Origin of the sequence: Salinicola sp. RZ23 (assembly GCF_003206675.1) — a bacterium.
Lineage (GTDB): Bacteria > Pseudomonadota > Gammaproteobacteria > Pseudomonadales > Halomonadaceae > Salinicola > Salinicola endophyticus.
Map to the genome: position 1 here is coordinate 243,386 of NZ_PZJK01000013.1, position 21,167 is coordinate 264,552.

Here is a 21,167-nt window from a genome sequence, read left to right on the forward strand (position 1 = left end):
ACGGACACGCTATAGCCGTGTCCGTCTTCTCTCCATGCGATGCGTCGCCCTCAGCCCACCGAACTGGCATCACCATGAAAACGCTCTCGTCCCACCCGGAATTCGAACGCTACTACCGTCGCATGCGGCGCATCCAGCAGCGCGAGTCGACGATCTGGTCACTGGCCATCCTGGGGCTCTACCTGGGTTCCACGCACTTCTCGGAATTTCATCTCACGACGCTGTGGCATGCGCTTCCTCATCTGTTCGACTATCTCTTCAAGACCCTGCCAGTACTCCATCTCGCCGATCTCTTTGCCGACGTACATACCAAGGGCTCGCTCGCCTACTGGGGCTATCGACTCCATATCCAGCTACCGCTGATCTGGGAAACGCTCAATCTGGCCTTCGCCGCGACCATCATCTCGGCCATGCTGGCGATCTTGCTGGCCTTTCTCGCGGCCAACAACGGCCCCGCCCCCAAGCCGCTGCGGCAAGCCATTCGCACGGTCAGCGCCTTTCTGCGCACCATGCCCGAACTCGCCTGGGCGGTGATGTTCGTGATGGCCTTCGGCGTCGGCGCCATTCCGGGCTTTCTGGCCCTGGCGCTGCACACCATCGGCAGCTTGACCAAACTCTTCTACGAAGCGATCGAAAGCGCGTCGCCCAGACCAGTGAGCGGGCTGCTTGCCTGCGGTGCCGGACCAGTGCAGGCGGTTCGCTTTGGGCTATGGCCACAGGTCAAACCCACCCTGCTCTCCTACAGCTTCATGCGCCTGGAGATCAACTTCCGCCAGTCCACCATTCTCGGTCTCGTCGGTGCCGGCGGCATCGGGCAGGAGCTGATGACCAATATCCAGCTCAGCCGTTACGACCAGGTCAGCATCACGCTGATACTGATCATTCTGGTGGTGTCGCTGCTCGACAGCCTCTCGAGCCGAATTCGCCGCCGCGTTCTGGAGCCGACATCGTGACGAGTCTCATCAAGGCGCCGACCCCGGCAGAGGTGGCCCGGATCGAACGCCAAAATCCCGAACTCTTTCGCGCCCAAGGGCGTTACCTGCGACGACTGGGCCTGTCGGGCCTCGCCGTGGTGGTGTTCTATGGTCTCTTTTTACTGCAGTACGGTATTTCGCCACAGCAGGCGCTGATCGGCCTTGGCAAGATGGGCCACTACTTCCTGCACATGTTTATCTGGCGGGACTTCTGGCACTGGCCCTTCGACTACTATCTCACGCAGATCTTCATCACCGTGGCGATCGTCTTCACCGGCACCCTGACCGCCACGCTGATCGCACTTCCCTGCTCGTTCCTCGCCGCGCGCAACGTCATGTCGTCCGTGTGGCTGCGTCCGATCGGCTTCCTGATGCGCCGCCTCTTCGATATCTTGCGTGGAGTGGATATGGCGATCTGGGGCCTGATCTTCGTCAGTGCCGTTGGCCTGGGTCCACTGGCAGGCGCCCTGGCGATCCTGGTGCAGGACACGGGGCTGCTCGGCAAGCTCTACGCCGAGGGGCACGAAGCGGTCGCCAAAGAGCCGACCCGTGGCTTGAACGCCGTCGGTGCCAACAGCCTGCAGAAGTATCGCCTCGGGGTCTTCACCCAATCCTTCCCGACCTTTCTCTCCCTGAGCCTCTACCAGCTGGAGTCCAACACGCGCTCGGCAGCCGTACTCGGTTTCGTCGGCGCCGGTGGAGTTGGCCTGATCTACGCCGAGAACATGCGGCTATGGCACTGGGATGTGGTGATGTTCATCACGCTCTGCCTGGTGGTGATCGTGATGCTGATCGATGCGCTCTCGGCGCAGCTACGCAAGCGCTACATCCTGGGCAAGGAGATTCCGGATTTCGAACCCGCCACCCCCCGCCACCCGGAGCCGCCCTACAGCGCCAGCACCCAGGGTAGTACCAGCCCCAGATAGAGCGGAATCAGCAGCGGCGCGGCGAGCGTGGTCAGCAGCACGGCGATGGCCCCCTTTTCGGGGCGGATGTTCAGCTCCATGGCGATCACCACCACGTTGGCCGCCATCGGCACCGCCCCCACCAGCAGGAATGCCAGCACCAGCGAGTCGGAGGCGTCGCCCAGCAGGCGCAGCGCTACCGCCAGCGCCAGGGTCGCCAGCGGCCAGACCATGAAGCGGGTCACCACGCAGCCGACGACGAAGGCGACATCCACCGCGCGCCAACTGATGCGGCCCAGCGTCATGCCGATGATCATCATGCCGAGCACGGTGAAGCAGTACTTGAAGTAGCCCAGCCCTTCACTGACCGGCTGCGGCACCTGCCAGCCCAGGGCGCTGATCAGCATGCCACCGGCAAAGGCGTAGATCAGCGGCAGCCGGGCCAGCCGAGACAGGCTCTCGCGCACCGAGAACTGGCCCCGCGCGCTGATGTAGAAACCGACCGTGAACTCGTAGAGCGAAATGCCCAGCATGCAGAACAGATACTGCGTCACGCCCTCCGGCGGCAGCAGCACCAGCGCGATGGGGAAGCCGAAATAGCCGGTGTTGCCGGTGCCCGCGGAGAAGGCCAGCAGCGCCCGCTCCTGTTCGGCGTAGAAGCGTCCCGCCACGGCGTTCACCGCAAGACACAACAGCGACGAGAGCAGCAACACGCCGAAGGTGAGCGCCAGCTTGTCGATGCTGGGTTGCCCCTGAGTCAGGGCGTTGAAGAAGGTCAGCGGCGAGATCAGGTAGATCAGCAGCGTGGCGATGGGGCGCGGATCGAGCTTCAGTCGCCGCGCCGCCACCCAGCCCAGGGCGACGAAGGCCAGCAGCATCCACAGCGATTGAGAGAGATCGACATCGGGCATCGAGGGGGTTCCAGGCAGTCAGCGGCGAGACACTTCGGCCGCTAACTGTAACATCCGCTCCCCGCCGTCGCTCGCCCCCTGCTCAGCCCGAAGCCGCAGTGCGCCCGAGCGCATCTGCACCGCCGTGGGCGGCGAGCCGTGCGGCCAGGGCCGCTTCATGGCGGGTGCCGCGCAGGAAGCGGGTAGCGCCATCCGGGTCGCCCTCCTCGACCAGCGCCAGCAGCATCGCCACCGCCCGTGCGGCGCGCTGGCGGATCGCCTCGCGGTCGCGCTCGATCAGCGCACTGATCTCCAGCCGCTGCATGAAGTCACGCTTGGCCCGGTCATAGGCAGCGAAGACCTCGCCCGGCCAGACCATCCGCCGCCCCACCTTGACGTTGCGGTGCGAACGGTAGCCCGGACGGTTGGTCTTGAGCTGCTGCTTGCCCGAGGGGCGCCCGCGCAACAGCAGCGCCAGGTACTCCTCCTCGGAGCGGTACATGCGGTGGATCACATAAGCCTGACGCGGTACGATCGCCGAGTTGTCGGCCAGCTCCGGCTGGGTGTCGCTGTAGACCATCGGATGGCCATCGGCGTCGAGCGGCACCACGTCACGGCCGAAGATCGGATGGTGCACGCGCACGTGCTGGATCTCGATGCCCTGAATCGGGAACAGCGTCTTCAGGTGCGACGAGAGTTCGTAGCCGGCGCCGTTCTGCAGCGCGCAGAACGCCTGCGCCTGGCCCAGCTCGCAGTGCCACAGGAAGCTGATCGGTCGCGGCGTGTCGCCGCACAGCCGCGCGATCAGCTGATCCACGCGGGTCGCCAGATCCTGCGCCGTCCAGAACTCGTCGATATCCAGGAACATCAGCCAGTCGACCCCCGCCGCGCGGGCGTCTGCCAGCGCCTTGGCGTAGGCGATGGTCTGCAGCTTGCGCCCGACGCTGGGGTCGCACAGATCGACCCAGTCGATGAACTCGAAGGTGACCTGGGGGTACGCCTGCCCGATACGCGCGAGCACCGCCGCCGAGGCGTCCGAGGTGCGGTTGAGCAGGACGTGGATCTCATCGAATCCCACGTGCAGGTGATGAAAGACCCACTCGGCCAGATAAGGCCCTTCATCCTTGGCCACGGCGCACAGCCGTATACGCGGTTTGTTCAATGACCCATCCTCGACGATTGGTGAAGCGCACTTGCCTGCCACTAGGCACCGAGAATGGGATACCCCCTCCACCTTCTCAAGATGGTTTACTTCACACTCGTGACAGCAGGGATTCTGACCCGCCGCACCTTGACGCCTATCCTTGCCCTCTCCCCGGTCACCCCTGGCGGTCGCGGCGGCGCCACAATCCCGCCCCGACGACGATGGCGAACAGAATCCAGAGCTGGAACGGCAGGCGCCAGAGCAGCAACCAACCCGGCACTGCGGGGAAGGCGTCAGCGTGCAGCCACATGTAGACGTTGGCCGGGGTCACGCACAGCGTCAGCAGCACCAGCCCCCACCCGGCCAGGCGACGCCAGCGCGGCAGCAGCAGCCCCACCACGCCGAGCAGCTCGAAGACACCGCTGACCCACACCGCCAATCGCGGCCAGGGCAGCGCCGGCGGAATGATTGTGACCATCGCATCGGCATAGAGAAAGTGTGCGATGCCGCCGAGCGTGAACCACAGCAGCACGAAGCCCAGGCATACCCAGCGCCCCCACGGCATCGGTGAGCGTGCCGAAGGGCGGCTTGCCTCTGTCTGCATCAAGGGCTCTCCTCTTTTCTCAGAGACGGTCGTTTCACGACAGTCGCTTGGCGGCGGTCGCTTCATGGCAGGCGATTCACCGCGACCGATCCGCACCAGCGGCGCGTCAGGTGACCACACGATCGCGGCCCGCGGCATGGGCAGCGCGCATCGGCGTCAGCGATGCTACAATCGTCGCCCAAGTCTACAGCCTATTCATCCCGGCGGCGTCTCCAGTGAGCTCCGCGGGGATTTCGTCACGGGAATCGTCTAGTCACCATGTCGAACAACGCTTCGCTCTCGCGCCAGATTCTGGTCACCAGTGCCCTGCCCTACGCCAACGGCTCGATTCACCTGGGCCACCTGCTGGAGTACATCCAGACCGATATCTGGGTGCGCTTCCAGAAGAGCCGCGGCCACGAGTGCCACTATGTCTGCGCCGACGACGCCCACGGCACCGCGATCATGCTGCGCGCCGAGCAGGAGGGTCTGACGCCGGAGCAGCTGATCCAGAAGGTGAGCGACGAGCACCAGGCGGACTTCGCCCGCTTCGGAGTCGCCTTCGACAACTACCACTCGACCCACTCGGAAGAGAACCGGGCCCATAGCGAGCGCATCTACCGCGCCCTGCGCGACGCCGGTCATATCAGTACCCGCGACATCGAACAGATGTTCGATCCGGTCAAGGGCATGTTCCTGGCCGACCGCTTCATCAAGGGCACCTGTCCCAAGTGCGGCACCGCAGACCAGTACGGCGACAACTGCGAAGCCTGCGGCGCCACCTACACCCCGGCGGAGCTGATCAACCCGGTGTCGGCGATCAGCGGTGCCACCCCCGAGGTGCGCACCTCGACCCACTACTTCTTCAAGCTGCCGGATTTCGAAGACTTCCTGAAACGCTGGACGCGCTCCGGCCGGGTCCAGCCGCAGATCGCCAACAAGCTGCAGGAGTGGTTCGATGCCGGGCTCAACGAGTGGGACATCTCCCGCGATGCGCCCTATTTCGGCTTCGAGATCCCCGACGCCCCGGGTAAGTATTTCTACGTCTGGCTGGACGCGCCGATCGGCTATCTGGCCAGCTTCCAGAATCTGTGCGAGCGCGAAGGCCTCGATTTCGACAGCTACTGGAAGGCGGACTCCGACGCCGAGGTCTACCATTTCATCGGCAAGGACATCGTCTACTTCCACGCCCTGTTCTGGCCGGCGATGCTCGAAGGTGCCGGCATGCGCACGCCGAGCGGCATCAACTGCCACGGCTTCGTGACCGTCAACGGGGCCAAGATGTCCAAGTCCCGTGGCACCTTCATCAAGGCGCAGACCTATGCCGAACATCTCAACCCGGAGTATCTGCGTTACTACTTCGCCGCCAAGCTGAGCTCCCGCGTCGACGATCTCGATCTCAACCTCGAGGACTTCGCCGCCCGCGTCAACGCAGACCTGGTCGGCAAGGTGGTCAACATCGCCAGCCGCTGCGCCGGGTTCATCAACAAGCTCGCCGGCGGCCAGCTCTCCGCCCAGTGCGCCGAGCCGGAACTCATCGCCCGCTTCATCGCCGCGGGTGACGAGATCGCCGCCGACTTCGAGGCCCGCGAGTTCGGCCGCGCCATGCGCCGGATCATGGAGCTCGCCGACGAAGCCAACACCTATATCGCCGACAAGGCGCCCTGGGTGCTGGCCAAGGAGGGAGGGCGCGAGCAGGAGGTGATCGACATCTGTTCGGTGGGCATCAACCTGTTCCGCACGTTGATGGTCTACCTGCAGCCGGTGGTACCGGCGATGGCTGAACAGGCGCGTCACTTCCTGCAGCTCGACTCGCTCGACTGGGCCAGCCGTCAGCAGGTGCTCGAGGATCATGCCATCGGCAAGTTCAAGCCGCTGATGACCCGGGTCGAAAGCGACAAGATCGCCGCCATGATCGAGGCTTCCAAGGAGGTGCTCGCCGAGGAGAAGAAGCTGACCGACGGCGGTGACGCTCGGCCGGCCGGACCCTCACCCTTGGCCGAGACGCCGATCGCCGACGAAATCGCCTTCGATGACTTCCTCAAGGTGGATCTGCGTATCGCCGAAATTCAGCGCGCCGAATATGTCGAAGGCTCCAACAAGCTGCTCAAGCTGACCCTCGACCTGGGCGGCGAGACACGCACGGTCTTTTCCGGCATCCGCAAGGTCTACGCCCCCGAGGCGCTCGAAGGCCGGCTGACGGTGATGGTCGCCAACCTGGCGCCGCGCAAGATGCGCTTCGGCGTGTCCGAGGGCATGGTGCTGGCCGCCGGCGACGCCCCTGATCAGAAAGACGCCGGCATCTACCTGCTGTCGCCGGATAGCGGCGCCCAGCCTGGCAGCCGCGTGACCTGAGCCCTGCGCTGACACGGCGCCACTCCCCGTCGCGCGCGGCCTTCCGGCCGCGCGCTGTCGTTTCAGGCCGGCGCCAGCGACGCCTCGAAGCGCCAGCAGCAAGGGGCTATAATGAGGCGCTTTTCCACCCGCCATTACGACCCCGGAGCCTGCGCTTGCCCCTTGCCGAGATCAGCGTCGAACGTATCGACGCCGAACTGCCCCAGACCCAGTGCGGCAAGTGCGGCCACCCGGGTTGCCGCCCCTATGCCGAGGCGATCGTCGCCGGCGAAGCCGTCAACCGCTGCCCGCCCGGCGGCGAGGCGACCCGAGACCGCCTGGCAGCGCTCACCGGTCGTCCCGCGCTGGCGCTGATCGAGCCCGCCCAGACACCGCTGCTGGCGGTGATCCGCGAGGCCGAGTGCATCGGCTGCACCAAATGCATCCAGGCCTGCCCGGTGGATGCGATCCTCGGTGCGGCCAAACAGATGCACAGCGTGATCGCGTCCGAGTGCACCGGCTGCGAGCTGTGCGTGGCGCCCTGCCCGGTCGACTGCATCGATCTCGTCGCGCATCCGCAGTGGCAGAACGCCACCGATACGGCCGAGCGCCAGCGCTATCTCGACTGGCGTGCCGCCAACGGGCGCCGGCGCTTCGAGGCGCGCAATCGCCGCCTGGTGCACAAGGCCGAGGAGAAACGGCGCAAGCGCGAACGCCGCCTGGCCGCCACCCGCGCCCAGGCCGAGACGGCCGCGCCCAGCGCGGCGGTGGACGCCACCGCCCTCAAGGCGCAGCGCGCCACCCTCAGTGCCAAGGCCAGACGTCTACAGCGTCAGCGGGATCAGGCCAGCGGCGAGACGCGGGCCGCCCTCGACCAGCGCCTGGCGGCACTGGAAGCCCAGCGGGCAGACATCGAGCGCCAGCTGGGGAGCACGCCATCGGCACCCGCCGCCCCGACAGTGCCGCATATCGCCGTGGCCGCCGCCGAGCAGGCGCTGCGCAAGGCGCGGCAGACCGCGGCCCGGCTCGAGCGTGAGGGCAAGCACGCCGAGGCCGAACGCGCGCGGGCGCAGGTCAGCGAAGCCGAGACCCATCTGCGCCAGGCCCGCGGGGCCAAGCCGACGTCACACGAAACGGCCCCTTGAATCTGGCCGAGCGGTGCTGGCCCATGAACGTCAGCCAGCACATTCAGCCCAGAAAGCCCAGAAAGCCCAGGCCAGCGAATCCGGCCCGAGAGAGCCACAGCGAGATAGCCGCATGAACGCGAGCAAGCGTGAACAGATCTTCGCCCGTATGAAGGCGCACAACCCCAACCCGACCACCGAGTTGAACTGGACCACACCGTTCGAGCTGCTGGCGGCGGTCCTGCTCTCGGCCCAGGCCACCGATGTCGGCGTCAACAAGGCCACCGCCAGGCTGTTCCCGGTGGCCAACACCCCGCAGGCGATCATCGATCTCGGACTCGACGGGCTCAAGGAGCACATCAAGACCATCGGCCTCTACAACACCAAGGCCGAGAACCTGATGAAAACCTGCCATATCCTGGCCGAACGCTACGCGGGAGAGATCCCGCGCACCCGCGCCGAGCTGGAAGCGCTGCCCGGCGTGGGGCGCAAGACCGCCAACGTGATTCTCAACACCGCCTTCGGTGAACTGACGATGGCGGTCGACACGCATATCTTTCGCGTCGCCAACCGCACCCGCATCGCCCAGGGCAAGAACGTGCTGGAGGTCGAGCAGAAGCTGCTGCGCCACGTCCCCAAGGCGTATCTCAAGGATGCGCATCACTGGCTGATCCTGCACGGCCGCTACACCTGTCTGGCGCGCAAGCCGCGCTGCGGCAGCTGTGTGATCGAGGATCTGTGCGAGTATCCCGACAAGGTCGAGATCGCCTGAGCGCGGTGATGCCGGCGCCTCACCGCGCTAGGGTTTGTACGAAAAGTCGGCGAGCGAAGAGACGACAGCAATCGGCGAAAACGGACCGATCCGTCGCTCCAGTTCACAGGGTGCCAATGAGCGCTTCGAGCCGATGTCTAACGCCGTATTGCCAAGCACAGACTGCTTCCGTACGGAGCCTCGTCTCAGGGCGAGGTGGCCGGCTTCAGCGTATCCCGCACCCGCCCGTCCGCGTCCTGGCGGCCCAGGTCACCGGCGGGTTGCCCTTCTGCCTTGGCGCTGCCCGTCTCGGGCGTCGGCGCCTCGGGCTGGGAGACCGCGCTATCGGCCGCCCCGGCGTTGGAGGACTCATCACCGGTAGTGTCAGTGTCGCCCATGGTCGCGGCGGAGGGCTCGGCCTGGGATGGCTCGGCACCCGCTGCCGGCCTGTCCGAGCCAGCCGCAGCAGCATCCGAGGCAGGCGCCTCCGGCGTCGAGATGGCAGTCGGCGCACTGCTCTCGGTCGCGCCGTGGCGGCTGTAGACGATCTTGCGTGTCCCCCCATCGCAGCTGCCCACCACTTCGGCACCGGCATGCGGCTCACCGGCCCGTACCACGCCGCCCTCGACCTGCGCGTTATCGACGATCTCCAGCAGGAAGTGGCGCGCCCCATTGGCGCGAATCGTCTGCTCGATCTGCGTCTGCAGCTTGCTGCAGGCCAGGCGAGCCTCCGGCTGCTGGTCGAACGGCGAATCGCTCTGCCGCGCCTGGGCCCAGGCGAGCGACGACAACAGACTGATACTGCTCAACCCCGCCACGACGGCGAACTTCCAGGTAAAAATACGCATAGATACTCCTCGATCCATGGCAAGGCACGGAGGGCTGAGAGGGGAACACCCTCTGACAAGACCGACAATTCGCGCAGACAAGACAGAGCCGATCATCCCGTCTCGCCCGACCGGGATGCGCAAGGCCTCACAGCCGCAGCTCCCCGCCTCTCTCGATCGCTCTCTGATAGGCCGGACGGTCGCGCATCTTCTGCAACACTTTTCTGATATGCGGACGCTTGGAGAGATCGGCACGACTTTCCGCCGCCAGCAACGGGAAACTCATCTGAATGTCGGCCGCGCTGAAGGTCTCTCCTGCGAACCACGCATGCTGGCTCAGTTCACTCTCCCAGTAATCGAGATGCCTCTCGAGCTGGGGGTCGAGGAACTTCTGCCGGACCCCGTTGGCCAGCAGCTTGCCGATGGGTCGAATGACCGCGGGCACGGGCGGCTTGCCCAACTTCGAAAAAACCAGCCTCATCACCAGCAGTGGCATGGCCGAGCCTTCGGCGTAATGCATCCAGTAGGTGTAACGCAGCCGCTCCGGCGTATCCGCCTCCGGCACCAGGGCTTCGCCATGATAGCGGGAGACGAGATACTCGATGATCGCGCCGGATTCCGCGACCGTATGGGCGTCATCGGTGAGGACCGGCGACTTGCCGAGCGGATGGATCCGTTTCAGCGCCGCCGGTGCCAACATGGTCTCGGGGTCGCGTCGATAGACCTCGATCTCGTATTCGAGTTCCAGCTCTTCGAGCAACCAGAGAATCCGCTGGGAGCGGGAGTTTTCCAGGTGATGAACGACGATCATGGGCAGGGCATCCTTGGCCGGCAGCGCTAACTGAGCTTAACGATAGGGGGTTATCGGGTTCGCCGCCACCGGCATGATTCGCCCGGTCAGGCGCTGGCCCCCAGGCCCAGCACAGCGGCATAGGCATCACGCCAGTGCGGCCACTGCCAGGCGCGGGCGTCGGGCAGCGCCGGGCGCTGCTCGGGATGACGCAGCCACTGCTCCAGGCGCATGGCCAGCGCCTCGCTATCGCCGCGATAACGGTAGGCGTCATCGTAGTAGTCGGGGAAGCAGAGTCGGTCAGGCACCAGCGGCACGCATCCGCGGGTAACCGCCTCCATGATCGCCAGCCCCTGGAATTCATGATCGGTGGTGGAGACCACGATGGCGCTCGACTCGAGCATCCGGGCATAAACGTCGCTCGGCTGCTCGCCCCAGCACACCACGCGCTCACCCAGCCAGTCGCGGGCCTGATCGAAGATCGCCGGGCGGTTGCGGAACTGCTGGCCCATCACGGCGACCTCGAACGCCACCTCCTCCTCGATCAGCCGCGCCAGCGCGGCAAAGAACGCCTCCGGATTCTTGTCGTACTCCCAGCGGTGGTTCCACACGATCCGGTGGCCGCCGTTCGCCGGGCGCTGCGCCATCGTGGGCAGCGGTACCGGCAGCAGCTGCGCCCGCTCGGCCAGGCCGTCGAGCCACGTCGCCGGACACACCCGCCCCGGCATACGGGCGAGAAAGGCGCGCACGCCGTCACAGAAGCTATCGCGGTTGTAGCGGCTGTTGAACACCACGCTATCCGCCGCCAAGGCGGCATAGAGATTGACCATCATCGGCTCGGGGCGCGGCGTCTGGTGTGCGGAGGCGGGAAAGGCAAACTGGTTCTCGTGGAAGTAGACCACCTTGTGCGCCCGACCCAGCGCCGGGCAGAGCCCGACCAGAGTGGCCAGATCCACCATCGAGGTCGCCACTACCAGATCGTAGGTCTGTGCCAGCGCCGCCTCCTGGGTGACCTGCCAGATCAGCGGGTTGGCACGGATCGACCAGGCGAAGTGGCGCGGCGGCAGCTCCAGGCGCGTCCACTCGACCTCAGGGAAGGCGTTCATCAATCCATCGGCCCAGACCCGATGGCTCACCGCGGCGTAGGCGGACAACAGTAGCGCTTTCATGAGTCCATCTCGGGCAAAGGCTTTCTCCCGTCAAGGTTGTCTCGGGCCAAGGCTTCGACTCGCCAAGACGCTCACCCGCCAGGGACCTTGTCGAGCAGAGACGTGCACTCCCGTCGAGCGCGCCGGTTGGCACAAAAGACGACGGCGCCCGGAGGCGCCGTCATCGGTTGGCCAGGGGAATGGCCGGGCTCAGTGCGCCTGCTCGAACATCGCGTCACCGATATCATCGATATAGCGCTGGCTCTTGCTCACCATCAGCGCCACGCAGGCGTCTTCGCCGGGCACCACGTCGGAGCGTTCGAAGCGCCGCTCGCGCACCTGACCATCGTCGCCGGGCTTGCGAATCCAGCCGCTGACCCGGTACTGACCGTTGGCCGCCTGCGGCGCCGGCACGATCAAGAACCCCTTGTACTCGACCGCCTCGCGCTCCTTCTGCGGCTTGGCGCTATCCGCCGTGCGCTCGCCACCCAGCCAGCCGGAGAACAGTTTCTTGAGCATGGCAACCTCCCCTCGTGCGATGACCGGCGCGGTATCGCGCCGGTCTTGGCCTCAGCTGGCGGAACGGCCCTTGCCGGCGGCGATGCGCAGACGCAGGGCGTTGAGCTTGATGAAGCCCTCGGCGTCTTTCTGGTCGTAGGCGCCGGCATCATCCTCGAAGGTCGCGATCGACTCGTCGAACAGCGACTGCTCGGACTTGCGCCCCACCACTGTCGCGCTGCCCTTGTAGAGCTTGACCCGCACCACGCCGTTGACGAAGGTCTGGGTCTCGTCGATGGCGGCCTGCAGCATGCGACGCTCCGGGCTCCACCAGTAGCCGTTGTAGATGGTCTTGGCGTACTTCGGCATCAGCTCGTCTTTCAGATGGGCCGCTTCGCGGTCCAGGGTGATCGACTCGATGGCGCGGTGGGCACGCAGCAGGATGGTGCCTCCCGGCGTTTCGTAGCAGCCCCGGGACTTCATGCCGACATAGCGGTTCTCGACGATATCGAGACGCCCGACACCGTTGTCGCCGCCGAGCTGGTTGAGCTTGGCCAGCACCTCGTGCGGCTTCAGACGCTCGCCGTCGATCGCCACCACGTCACCCTTCTCGAAGGTGAGTTCGAGATAGGTCGGGGTATCCGGCGCCTCTTCGGGCGACACGCTCCAGCGCCACATCTCCTCTTCGGCCTCGGCCCACGGATCCTCGAGAATGCCGCCCTCGTAGGAGATGTGCAGCAGGTTGGCATCCATCGAATAGGGCGACTTCTTCTTGCTCTTGGAGAAGTCCACCGGAATCTGGTGCTCTTCGCAGTAGTTCATCAGCTTCTCGCGGGAGGTGAGATCCCACTCGCGCCACGGCGCGATCACCTTGACCCCCGGCTTGAGCGCGTAGGCACCCAGCTCGAAGCGCACCTGGTCATTGCCCTTGCCGGTGGCGCCGTGGGAGATGGCGTCGGCGCCAGTCTCGTTGGCGATCTCGATCAGCCGCTTGGCGATCAGCGGACGCGCGATGGAGGTGCCCAGCAGGTACTCGCCCTCGTAGATGGTGTTGGCGCGGAACATCGGGTAGACGTAGTCGCGCACGAACTCCTCGCGCAGGTCCTCGATGTAGATCTCCTTGACCCCGAGCGCCTGCGCCTTGGCGCGAGCGGGCTCGACCTCTTCGCCCTGGCCGATATCGGCGGTGAAGGTGACCACTTCACAGGCATAGGTCTCCTGCAGCCACTTCACGATCACGGATGTATCAAGGCCGCCAGAATAGGCGAGGACGACCTTCTTGATATCGGACATGCGGCAACTCCTTGGGTGTGACGTCTCGAGGGGTATGACACCCCGAGCGCTCGAACGGCTCGCGCCGAGCGTGGCTGATGGTGGCACTGCAGCCCGCGGCGGGCGGCACGGGCTGCTGTACGCGTGAATCGATCCCGGATTATAACGCCCCCGCCCCCGCGCGAACACCGAGTGGCGGGACGCCGAGGCCCGAAACTGCTAGACTTTTCGCCATTAACGTCAGCGCCACGGCGGCCGTCTCACAAGAACGTGCCACGCGGCGCTGCTTCGATTCGGGCGGTGCCATCGCCGCCACCCCAGGCAACGGGAGTACTTGCATGTCGGACGCCAGCACGAGAGAGCTGATGGCGCAGCGTTTTCGTGGATATCTCCCGGTGGTGGTCGATATCGAGACCGGCGGCTTCAACGCCGCCACCGATGCCCTGCTCGAGGTCGCGGCGGTGCCGCTGACGATGGACGAACAGGGCAACCTGCTGCCACTGGAAACGCTCTCCTTCCATGTGGTGCCATTCGCGGGGGCCAACGTCGAGCAGTCGGCGCTGGACTTCACCGGCATCGATCTCGACAGCCCCTTCCGCCAGCAGATCGCGGTGAGCGAGAAAGAGGCGCTGGACGGTCTGTTCAAGCCGATCCGCAAGACGATCAAGTCCCATGGCTGCACGCGGGCGATTCTGGTCGGGCATAACGCCGCCTTCGATCACGGCTTCTTGAACGCCGCGATCCAGCGCTGCGGCATCAAGCGCAACCCGTTCCACCCCTTCTCGAGCTTCGACACCGCCACCCTGTCGGCGCTGGCCTACGGTCAGACCGTGCTCGCCCGCGCCTGCCAGGCCGCCGGCATCGAGTTCGACAACGCCGAAGCGCACTCGGCCAGCTACGATACCGAGCGCACCGCCGCGCTGTTCTGCGCCATCGTCAACCGCTTCAAGGATCTCGGCGGCTGGCACCTGGCGATGCGGGAGCAGGGCTTCGAGGATATTTGAGCCCAGCCCGCCCTGCCTCTCCATTACCCGCGCTCGCGGTCATCACCTCGAGCGCGCCTTGCATGTCTCGACTCGCCAGGCTGAAAACGCCTCTCTAAAAACGCCAACGCCGCCCCGAATCCGGGGCGGCGTTGGCGTTCGTACCTGGCTTCGCGGCCGGTGGCCGCTTTTCCTCAGCTGTCGCTGGAAGCTTCCGCCGACTTCGCCGCCGCTTCCTTCACCATCGGCTCGAGCTCACCGCTCTGGTACATCTCGACGATGATGTCGCAGCCGCCGACCAGCTCGCCGTCGATCCACAGCTGCGGGAAGGTCGGCCAGCTGGCGTACTTGGGCAGCTCGGCACGGATGTCCGGGTTGTCCAGGATGTTGACGAAGGCGAAACGCTCGCCGCAGGCCATCAGCGCCTGCACCGCCTGGGCGGAGAAGCCGCACTGCGGCAGCTGCGGGGTGCCTTTCATATAGAGCAGAATCGCGTTGTCGCCGATCTGCTGCTTGATGGTGTCGAGGGTATCGCTCATGGGACGTCCTTTGACGGGACGAGCGCGAACACGGCGCCCGTCGCGTGGCTACAGATGAAGTTTGACCGTGACACTCATTCTACTGATGACGTGGCGCGAAAACACCCCTGCCCCGGCGATCGCCGCCCCACGCCTGCTCGGCGCCGCCACCGCGGGCCATTGCGCGGCTGCGGGGGGCTGGTTAGGATGAAGGATCTCGCACGAACCGGCAGGCAGCTCCGCCGGTGACGGCGCCGTTCAGCGAACCGTTCCGACGGCTTTTCGCTCACGGCGCTTTTTTTCTTTGCAGGGCTCTCCCCCCGCGGCCGCTACCGCGCGATGCTGGGTCTGCTCTGCAGCGAACCGGCCGCCGCCACCCGGCGACCGGCATTCGAGTTTGCCGCGCGGCGCGAGGGGCGCTGCCGCAGAATTAGTGAAACGCTGGATAAATCGCCGAACAGGATGAAGGGCAAGGCGCCCGGAACGCAGAAAGCGAGACATAACATGAGGTTAGGCGAGCTTTCTAGTACCGCGTAACGCAGCCATTCGCTTGTGCAGGCATTTATGCAGTGATTCCTTGGCCAAAACGAACGGGAACTGCCCATGAGCGCACGCCACTTTCTGACCCTGCTGGATCTCTCCCGCGACGAGCTCGCCTATCTGATTCAGCGCGCGATCAAGATCAAGAACACACTGAAGACCCAGGGGCCGACCTATACGCCCTTCAGCAATCGTACCCTGGCGATGATCTTCGAGAAGTCCTCGACCCGTACCCGGGTCTCGTTCGAGACCGCGATGGCCCAGTTCGGCGGGCACGCGCTGTTCCTGTCACCGCGCGATACCCAGCTCGGCCGCGGCGAGCCGATCGGCGATACCGCAAGGGTGCTTTCGGAGATGGTCGATGCGGTGATGATCCGCACCTTCTCCCACGATGGTCTCGAGACGTTTGCCGCCAGCAGCACGGTGCCGGTGATCAACGCCCTCACCGACGACTACCATCCGTGCCAGCTGCTCGCCGATGTCATGACCTGGACCGAGTGCCGAGGCCCGGTCAAGGGCAAGACCGCGGTGTGGATCGGCGACGGCAACAACATGTGCCACTCCTGGATCAACGCCGCCCGTCAGTTCGACTTCCAGCTGCGCATCTGCTGTCCGCAGGGCTATGAGCCGCGCCAGGACATCCTCGACGCCGCTGGTGATAACGCGCTGATCGTGCGCGACCCCGCCACGGCCGTACGCGGTGCCGACCTGGTGACCACCGACGTGTGGGCCTCGATGGGCCAGGAGGAGGAGCAGGCCAAGCGCGAGCGCGATTTCGACGGCTTCCAGGTCACCGAAGCGCTGCTCGACCAGGCCGCCGCCGACGCCATCTTCCTGCACTGCCTGCCCGCGCATCGCGGCGAAGAGATCAGCACTACCCTGCTCGACGACCCGCGCGCGGTGGTGTGGCAGGAAGCCGGCAACCGCCTGCACGCGCAGAAGGCACTGATCGAGTTCCTGCTGCTGGGCCAGGTCGACTGATCCAGGTCGACTAAACCAGGCCGACTGAGCCAACACGCCCCCCTCATCACCGCCGGCCCCGACGCCGGCGGTGATGCCGGCTCCACAGCGAGCCGGGCCTTCAACGTTTCTTCGCCGTCTCTCTGCCATCTATTCGCCCTGTGCCGCCCGCCGTGCCAGGCGACGTCGACGCGCCTGACGCCAGGCCAACAGCGACACCGCAATCAGCGCGAGCGCCGCCAGCACCCCCAGGGCCTGCCCCAGATCCCCGCTCAGGGCGGACTCTCCCAGGACCACAAAGGCCACCCCGTAAGGGCCTGTGGTCAGCAGCGCCACCGTGAGATAGATCGAGCGCGGCACACCGGCCACACCGAGGGCGTAGTGCTTGATGAACATCGGCACGCCCGGCACCAGCTTGATCAGGAAGGTGACCCGCCAAGCACTGCGGCGATCCACATCGAGCTCCGCCAGCGCGGGAAAGCGCCGCTGGAGCAGCTGACGTAGACGCGGGCGCAGGCGGCTGTGCGCGATGGCGTAGCAGAGCAGCAGATTGCACAGGGTCGCCAGCGCGGCCACGGCGAGGCCGCCGGCCACGCCGAAGCGCAGCCCGGCGACAATGAAGAAGGGGGTCATCGGCACGCCCAGCGCCGGCAGCACGATCATGGCAAGGGTGAACGGCAGCAGCTGCAACTCCTCGAGCCAGCCATGGGGCACGCCGCCGTACGCCGCGAACAGCACGCACAGGGCGACGCCGAGCCCCGCCGCCAGGGCCACCCGCCACCAGCGCCAGGCAAGTTTCATGGCGCGCTGCCGCCGCGGCAGAGAGCGCTGCCGCGCGGCGGCGACAGCGGATCGGGGATCATCGGGGAGAGCGGAATCGGCATGTGTCATGCCTCCCGATGGAAAGCGACAAGCATGACACGCAGATGACAGCCGATGGCATCACTCGAGGTTGTCGAGCCCCTTCTCCGCCATCGCCACGGCGCGGAACAGCGCGCGGCGCTTGTTGAGCGTCTCCTGCCACTCGTCGTCGGGGTCGGAGTCGGCGACGATGCCGCCACCCGCCTGCACGTGCAGCTCGCCATCCTTGAGCACGGCGGTACGGATGGCGATCGCCATGTCCATGTTGCCGTGCCAGGAGAGATAGCCCACCGCGCCGGAGTAGATGCCGCGCTTGACCGGTTCGAGCTCGTCGATCACCTCCAGCGCGCGGATCTTGGGCGCCCCGGAGAGCGTGCCCGCAGGGAAGGTGGCACGCAGCACGTCCATCGCCGACATGCCGCCACGCAGCTTGCCGGTGACGTTGGAGACGATGTGCATGACGTGGGAGTAGCGCTCGATCGCCATGCGGTCGGTCACCTCCACCGTCCCGGTCTGACTGATGCGACCGATGTCGTTGCGCCCCAGATCGATCAGCATCAGATGCTCGGCGATCTCCTTGGGATCGGCCAGCAGCTCCTCCTCCAGCGCCTTGTCCTGGGCCGGCGTGGCGCCGCGCGGGCGGGTACCGGCGATCGGCCGCACCGTGACCTCGTCGCCCTCCAGCCGGGTCAGTATCTCCGGCGAGGCGCCGATCACGTGATGATCGCCAAGATGGAGGAAGAACATGTAGGGCGACGGGTTGAGGCTACGCAGCGCGCGGTAGAGATCCAGCGGCGGCGCCTGATAGGGGATCGACATGCGCTGGGAGGGCACGCACTGCATCAGATCGCCGGCCAGCACGTACTCCTTGATACGTGCCACCGCCTCCTTGTAGCCCTGCTCGCTGAAACTGGCGTGGAAGTCGTGCTCGGCCACGTCGTTGCGCCCGGTGCCCGGGCTCAGGGTGTTGAAGGTCGCACTGCGCAGCTTGAGCTCGAGCGCTTCGAGCCGTTCCCAGGCCGAGGCCAGCGCATCGGCCTCCTCGGGGTCCGCGTGGGTCCACAGCTGCAGCCGGCCGGAGAGGTTATCGAACACCACCAGCTCGTCGCACACCATCAGCAGGATGTCCGGCACCCCGATCGGGTCGGGCTTCTCGGCGGCGCGCTCGCTGCGCAGACGCGGCTCGATGTAGCGAATGGTGTCATAGCCGAAGTAGCCCACCAGACCGCCGTCGAAGCGCGGCTGATCATCCAGGTGCGGCACCTTGAAGCGCGCCTGGAACTGCTCGATCCAGGCCAGCGGATCGGCCACCTCGGCGACCCCATGCTGCTCGCCGTCGACCAGGTGGCGCACGGTGAAGCCGCGCACCTCGACGCGCTCGCGGCTGGGCAGGCCGATGATCGAATAACGCCCCCACTTCTCCCCGCCCTGCACCGATTCGAGCAGGAAGGTCCAGGGGGCATCGGCCAGCTTGAGATAGGTCGACAGCGGCGTGTCCAGATCGGCGAGCACGTCGCGGGTCACGGGAATACGGTTGTAGCCGGCTTGTGCCAGCTCGGCAAAACGCTCGGGGGTCATCGTCATGAGACCGGGCTCCAACAGGGGAAATCAGCGACAGGCAGATACGGCAATCGGGCTGACAGTCACCATCGCCAACGCTTGACGTGGCGCATCAGGGCGCTGGAACACACGGGGCGTCGGCTATCCGGTTGCATGCGGGGCTCGGTCCAGAGAAAAGGGCGTGAAAATGGTGGCTAGCGGCCGGCGCCAAAGCGGGCGCGGGGCCGGTCGAAAAACCCTAAACGAGTTCCTGAAGCGATTCAACTAGACCGTCGGGGGCGCTCGCCGCCACCGGCTCGCCGTGATTGTAGCCGTAGGGCACCGCCAGGGTACGAAAGCCGGCACGCTTGCCCGCCTCGATATCGTGGCGCGAGTCCCCCACCATCAGGCAGTGATGCGGCGCGATCTCGAAGTGCGCGGCCAGATGCAGCAGCGGCGCCGGGTGCGGCTTCTTCTCGGGCAGCGAGTCGCCGCCCAGGGTCAGGCGGAAGTAGTCGCGCAGCGCCAGCGCCTCGAGGATCGGGTCGATGAAAGCCGCCGGCTTGTTGGTGACCAGCGCCAGCACCAGGCCGCGCGCGTCGAGCGCGTCGAGGGCCTCGCGGACCCCGGGGAACACCCGGGTACGCGCACAGGGGGCGGCACGGTAGTGCGCCAGGAAGCGCGCATGGGCGCGCGACAGCGTCGCCTCGTCGGCAGCGCTGCCGCCCGCGTCCGCGAGCGCCCGGGCCACCAGCAGGTGCGAACCATTGCCGACCCAGTCGCGCACCTTGGCCTCGCCCGCGGGCGGCCACGTCAGGTCGCCCAGCATGGCGTCCACCGCCGCGGCGAGATCGGGAACGGAGTCGATCAGGGTGCCGTCGAGATCGAAGGCGATGAGGCGGATGTCGTCGAGCAGGGGCAGCATCGTGTGCAGTCTCCAGAGGCGGCGCCGCAGCACCATTCGCGGGTGCCAAGCGGCAGCGATGGGCGTATCCTACCGGCTATACTTTCGTCGAGTCGACCGGCCTTTTCGTGACTGTGATCCCTGCTGTAGCCCTCCGCGTCATCTCATCTGCCACGGATCGCGTCATCCCACTTCATCCCGCGCTCGCTCACCGTATCGGCCGCGGCCGCCGGGCAGCGACGTCACTCGACGCCAGCGCAGACACTTTCCCCTTCGTTTTCATCGCTTCCGCAAGGAGTCTTCTGCCATGACCACACCGCGTATCGTGGTGGTCGGTGGAGGTGCCGGCGGCCTCGAGCTCGCGACCCGCCTGGGCCGCAAGCTGGGCAAACGCCAGCGCGCCGACATCGTGCTCGTCGACCGCAACCCCACCCACATCTGGAAACCGCTGCTGCACGAGGTCGCCACCGGCACCCTCGACTCGGGTCTCGACGAGGTCTCCTATCAGGGCCACTCGAAGCACAACGGCTACCGCTTTCAGCGCGGCACCCTGAGCGGCATCGACCGCGACGCCCGCACCATTACCCTGGAACCGATACACGACGCCGACGACGTCGTGGTGCTGCCGGCACGCCAGATCGCCTACGACTACCTGGTCCTATCGGTGGGCAGCGTCTCCAACGACTTCGGCACCCCCGGCGTGGCCAAGCACTGCCACTTCATCGACAGCCCGCAGCAGGCGGAGGAGTTCCGCCGCAACATGCTCAACACCTTCCTGCGCTACAGCGATCCGGAACGGCGCACCCACCCCAAGCTGACCGTCGGTCTGGTCGGCGCGGGGGCCACCGGGGTGGAGCTCGCGGCGGAGCTGTTCGGCGCTTCGAAGATGCTGCACAGCTACGGCTTCACCGCCCTCGACAGCGGCAAGCTCGAGGTGCACCTGATCGAGGCCGCCCCGCGTGTGCTGCCGGCGCTGCCCGAACGCATCAGCCGCGCGGTGCACGGCGAGCTCGAGCGCCTGGGGGTCAAGATCCATGTCGATACCCGGGTCACCGAAGCCAACGAGCACGGTTTCATCACCGCCGATGGCGAACCGCTGATGACCGACCTGAGCGTATGGGCGGCAGGTATCCGCGCCCCGGCCTTCCTCTCCGAGCTGGGCCTCGCCACCGAGCGCAATCATCAGCTCAAGGTGCACCAGACGCTGCAGAGTCTCGACGACGAACGCATCTTCGCCTTCGGCGACTGCGCCGCCTGCCCCCAGGACGACGACAAGCGGGTGCCGCCGCGGGCCCAGGCGGCTCATCAGCAGGCGACCCACTGCTACCACAACCTGCGCGCGGCGATGGCCGGCAAGCCGCTCAAGCCGTTCGTCTACCATGACCGCGGCTCGCTGATCTCGCTGGCACACTTCGAGGCGGTCGGCAGCCTGATGCGCGGCACCTCGGCGCGCAGCCTGTTCATCGAGGGTAGGCTGGCGAAGCTGTTCTACGCCTCGCTCTATCGCATGCACCAGATGGCGATCCACGGCCTGTTCAAGACCGGCATGACGGTGGTCGTGGACGGGCTCAACCGTTATCTGCGCCCCAAGATGAAACTGCACTGAGAGGGGGTGCCCCGCG

General features: G+C 66.2%; 20 protein-coding genes. 8 read left to right on the plus strand and 12 right to left on the minus strand.

Annotation, left to right across the window (positions count from 1 at the left end; all coding sequences use genetic code 11):
- Positions 1-74: 74 nt before the first annotated feature.
- Both phnE (DOM67_RS13595) and phnE (DOM67_RS13600) read left to right on the plus strand, forming a co-directional pair.
- Entirely contained in the window at positions 75-953 is an 879-nt protein-coding gene (phnE, locus tag DOM67_RS13595; RefSeq protein ID WP_110676798.1) for a phosphonate ABC transporter, permease protein PhnE, read from the plus strand.
- Positions 950-1,900 carry a phosphonate ABC transporter, permease protein PhnE gene (phnE, locus tag DOM67_RS13600; protein WP_198651813.1) on the plus strand — a complete coding sequence of 317 codons (951 nt, stop codon included), beginning with the start codon at positions 950-952 and terminating at the stop codon, positions 1,898-1,900. The genes phnE (DOM67_RS13595) and phnE (DOM67_RS13600) overlap by 4 nt, the downstream gene beginning before the upstream one ends.
- Here phnE (DOM67_RS13600) and DOM67_RS13605 read toward each other — a convergent pair.
- The 3 genes from DOM67_RS13605 to DOM67_RS13615 all read right to left on the minus strand — a co-directional run bounded on the left by DOM67_RS13605 (position 1,861) and on the right by DOM67_RS13615 (position 4,517).
- Positions 1,861-2,790, minus strand: a complete 930-nt coding sequence (locus tag DOM67_RS13605; RefSeq protein ID WP_110676800.1) for an AEC family transporter — start codon at positions 2,788-2,790, stop codon at positions 1,861-1,863. The two genes, phnE (DOM67_RS13600) and DOM67_RS13605, sit on opposite strands and share 40 nt — an antisense overlap.
- An 82-nt stretch (positions 2,791-2,872) precedes the next feature.
- Positions 2,873-3,931, minus strand: a complete 1,059-nt coding sequence (locus tag DOM67_RS13610) for a glycosyltransferase family 2 protein (RefSeq protein WP_157958863.1) — start codon at positions 3,929-3,931, stop codon at positions 2,873-2,875.
- Between the two features lie 157 nt (positions 3,932-4,088).
- Positions 4,089-4,517: a DoxX family protein gene (locus DOM67_RS13615; RefSeq protein WP_223162047.1), complete on the minus strand. Its 429-nt coding sequence runs from the start codon at positions 4,515-4,517 to the stop codon at positions 4,089-4,091.
- Between the two features lie 258 nt (positions 4,518-4,775).
- On the opposite strand from DOM67_RS13615, the gene metG reads away from it, so the two are divergent.
- The 3 genes from metG to nth all read left to right on the plus strand — a co-directional run bounded on the left by metG (position 4,776) and on the right by nth (position 8,726).
- Positions 4,776-6,851, plus strand: coding sequence for a methionine--tRNA ligase (metG, locus tag DOM67_RS13620; protein ID WP_110676804.1), 2,076 nt, complete (start codon positions 4,776-4,778; stop codon positions 6,849-6,851).
- A gap of 155 nt (positions 6,852-7,006) precedes the next feature.
- Positions 7,007-7,975: an RnfABCDGE type electron transport complex subunit B gene (locus tag DOM67_RS13625; protein WP_110676806.1), complete on the plus strand. Its 969-nt coding sequence runs from the start codon at positions 7,007-7,009 to the stop codon at positions 7,973-7,975.
- Between the two features lie 112 nt (positions 7,976-8,087).
- A complete protein-coding gene (gene nth / locus DOM67_RS13630) occupies positions 8,088-8,726 on the plus strand; it encodes an endonuclease III (protein ID WP_110676808.1) in 639 nt (212 codons plus the stop codon).
- A gap of 185 nt (positions 8,727-8,911) precedes the next feature.
- Here the strand turns inward: nth and DOM67_RS13635 are convergent, their stop codons facing one another.
- The 5 genes from DOM67_RS13635 to DOM67_RS13655 form a co-directional block, all read right to left on the minus strand.
- Entirely contained in the window at positions 8,912-9,553 is a 642-nt protein-coding gene (locus DOM67_RS13635) for a DUF1161 domain-containing protein (protein WP_110676811.1), read from the minus strand.
- A gap of 127 nt (positions 9,554-9,680) precedes the next feature.
- Positions 9,681-10,343 carry a glutathione S-transferase gene (locus tag DOM67_RS13640; RefSeq protein ID WP_110676813.1) on the minus strand — a complete coding sequence of 221 codons (663 nt, stop codon included), beginning with the start codon at positions 10,341-10,343 and terminating at the stop codon, positions 9,681-9,683.
- A gap of 86 nt (positions 10,344-10,429) precedes the next feature.
- Positions 10,430-11,491 carry a DUF3524 domain-containing protein gene (locus DOM67_RS13645; protein WP_110676814.1) on the minus strand — a complete coding sequence of 354 codons (1,062 nt, stop codon included), beginning with the start codon at positions 11,489-11,491 and terminating at the stop codon, positions 10,430-10,432.
- A gap of 189 nt (positions 11,492-11,680) precedes the next feature.
- Positions 11,681-11,989 (minus strand): HlyU family transcriptional regulator, encoded by a 309-nt coding sequence (locus tag DOM67_RS13650; protein ID WP_110676816.1) that lies wholly within the window; start codon positions 11,987-11,989, stop codon positions 11,681-11,683.
- Positions 11,990-12,040: 51 nt separating this feature from the next.
- The gene (locus DOM67_RS13655; RefSeq protein WP_110676818.1) at positions 12,041-13,261 is read right to left on the minus strand and encodes an argininosuccinate synthase; all 1,221 of its coding nucleotides are present in this window, start codon (positions 13,259-13,261) and stop codon (positions 12,041-12,043) included.
- Between the two features lie 317 nt (positions 13,262-13,578).
- On the opposite strand from DOM67_RS13655, the gene rnt reads away from it, so the two are divergent.
- Positions 13,579-14,244, plus strand: a complete 666-nt coding sequence (gene rnt, locus DOM67_RS13660) for a ribonuclease T (protein ID WP_110676820.1) — start codon at positions 13,579-13,581, stop codon at positions 14,242-14,244.
- A 173-nt stretch (positions 14,245-14,417) separates the two neighbouring features.
- Here the strand turns inward: rnt and grxD are convergent, their stop codons facing one another.
- Positions 14,418-14,762, minus strand: coding sequence for a Grx4 family monothiol glutaredoxin (grxD, locus tag DOM67_RS13665; RefSeq protein ID WP_110676822.1), 345 nt, complete (start codon positions 14,760-14,762; stop codon positions 14,418-14,420).
- A gap of 582 nt (positions 14,763-15,344) precedes the next feature.
- Here grxD and argF point away from each other — a divergent pair.
- Positions 15,345-16,262, plus strand: a complete 918-nt coding sequence (argF, locus tag DOM67_RS13670) for an ornithine carbamoyltransferase (protein ID WP_110676824.1) — start codon at positions 15,345-15,347, stop codon at positions 16,260-16,262.
- Positions 16,263-16,391: 129 nt separating this feature from the next.
- Here the strand turns inward: argF and DOM67_RS13675 are convergent, their stop codons facing one another.
- From DOM67_RS13675 to DOM67_RS13685, 3 genes are all read right to left on the minus strand, one after another.
- Complete coding sequence (locus tag DOM67_RS13675; protein ID WP_157958864.1) at positions 16,392-17,042, minus strand: VTT domain-containing protein; 651 nt, start codon at positions 17,040-17,042, stop codon at positions 16,392-16,394.
- 141 nt (positions 17,043-17,183) lie between these two features.
- Positions 17,184-18,680 carry an anthranilate synthase component I gene (gene trpE / locus DOM67_RS13680; protein ID WP_110676958.1) on the minus strand — a complete coding sequence of 499 codons (1,497 nt, stop codon included), beginning with the start codon at positions 18,678-18,680 and terminating at the stop codon, positions 17,184-17,186.
- A gap of 220 nt (positions 18,681-18,900) precedes the next feature.
- On the minus strand, positions 18,901-19,566 hold the full coding sequence (locus DOM67_RS13685) for a phosphoglycolate phosphatase (RefSeq protein ID WP_110676960.1): 666 nt from the start codon (positions 19,564-19,566) through the stop codon (positions 18,901-18,903).
- 286 nt (positions 19,567-19,852) lie between these two features.
- Here DOM67_RS13685 and DOM67_RS13690 point away from each other — a divergent pair, with 286 nt between their 5' ends.
- The gene (locus DOM67_RS13690; RefSeq protein WP_110676828.1) at positions 19,853-21,151 is read left to right on the plus strand and encodes an NAD(P)/FAD-dependent oxidoreductase; all 1,299 of its coding nucleotides are present in this window, start codon (positions 19,853-19,855) and stop codon (positions 21,149-21,151) included.
- Positions 21,152-21,167: the final 16 nt, after the last annotated feature.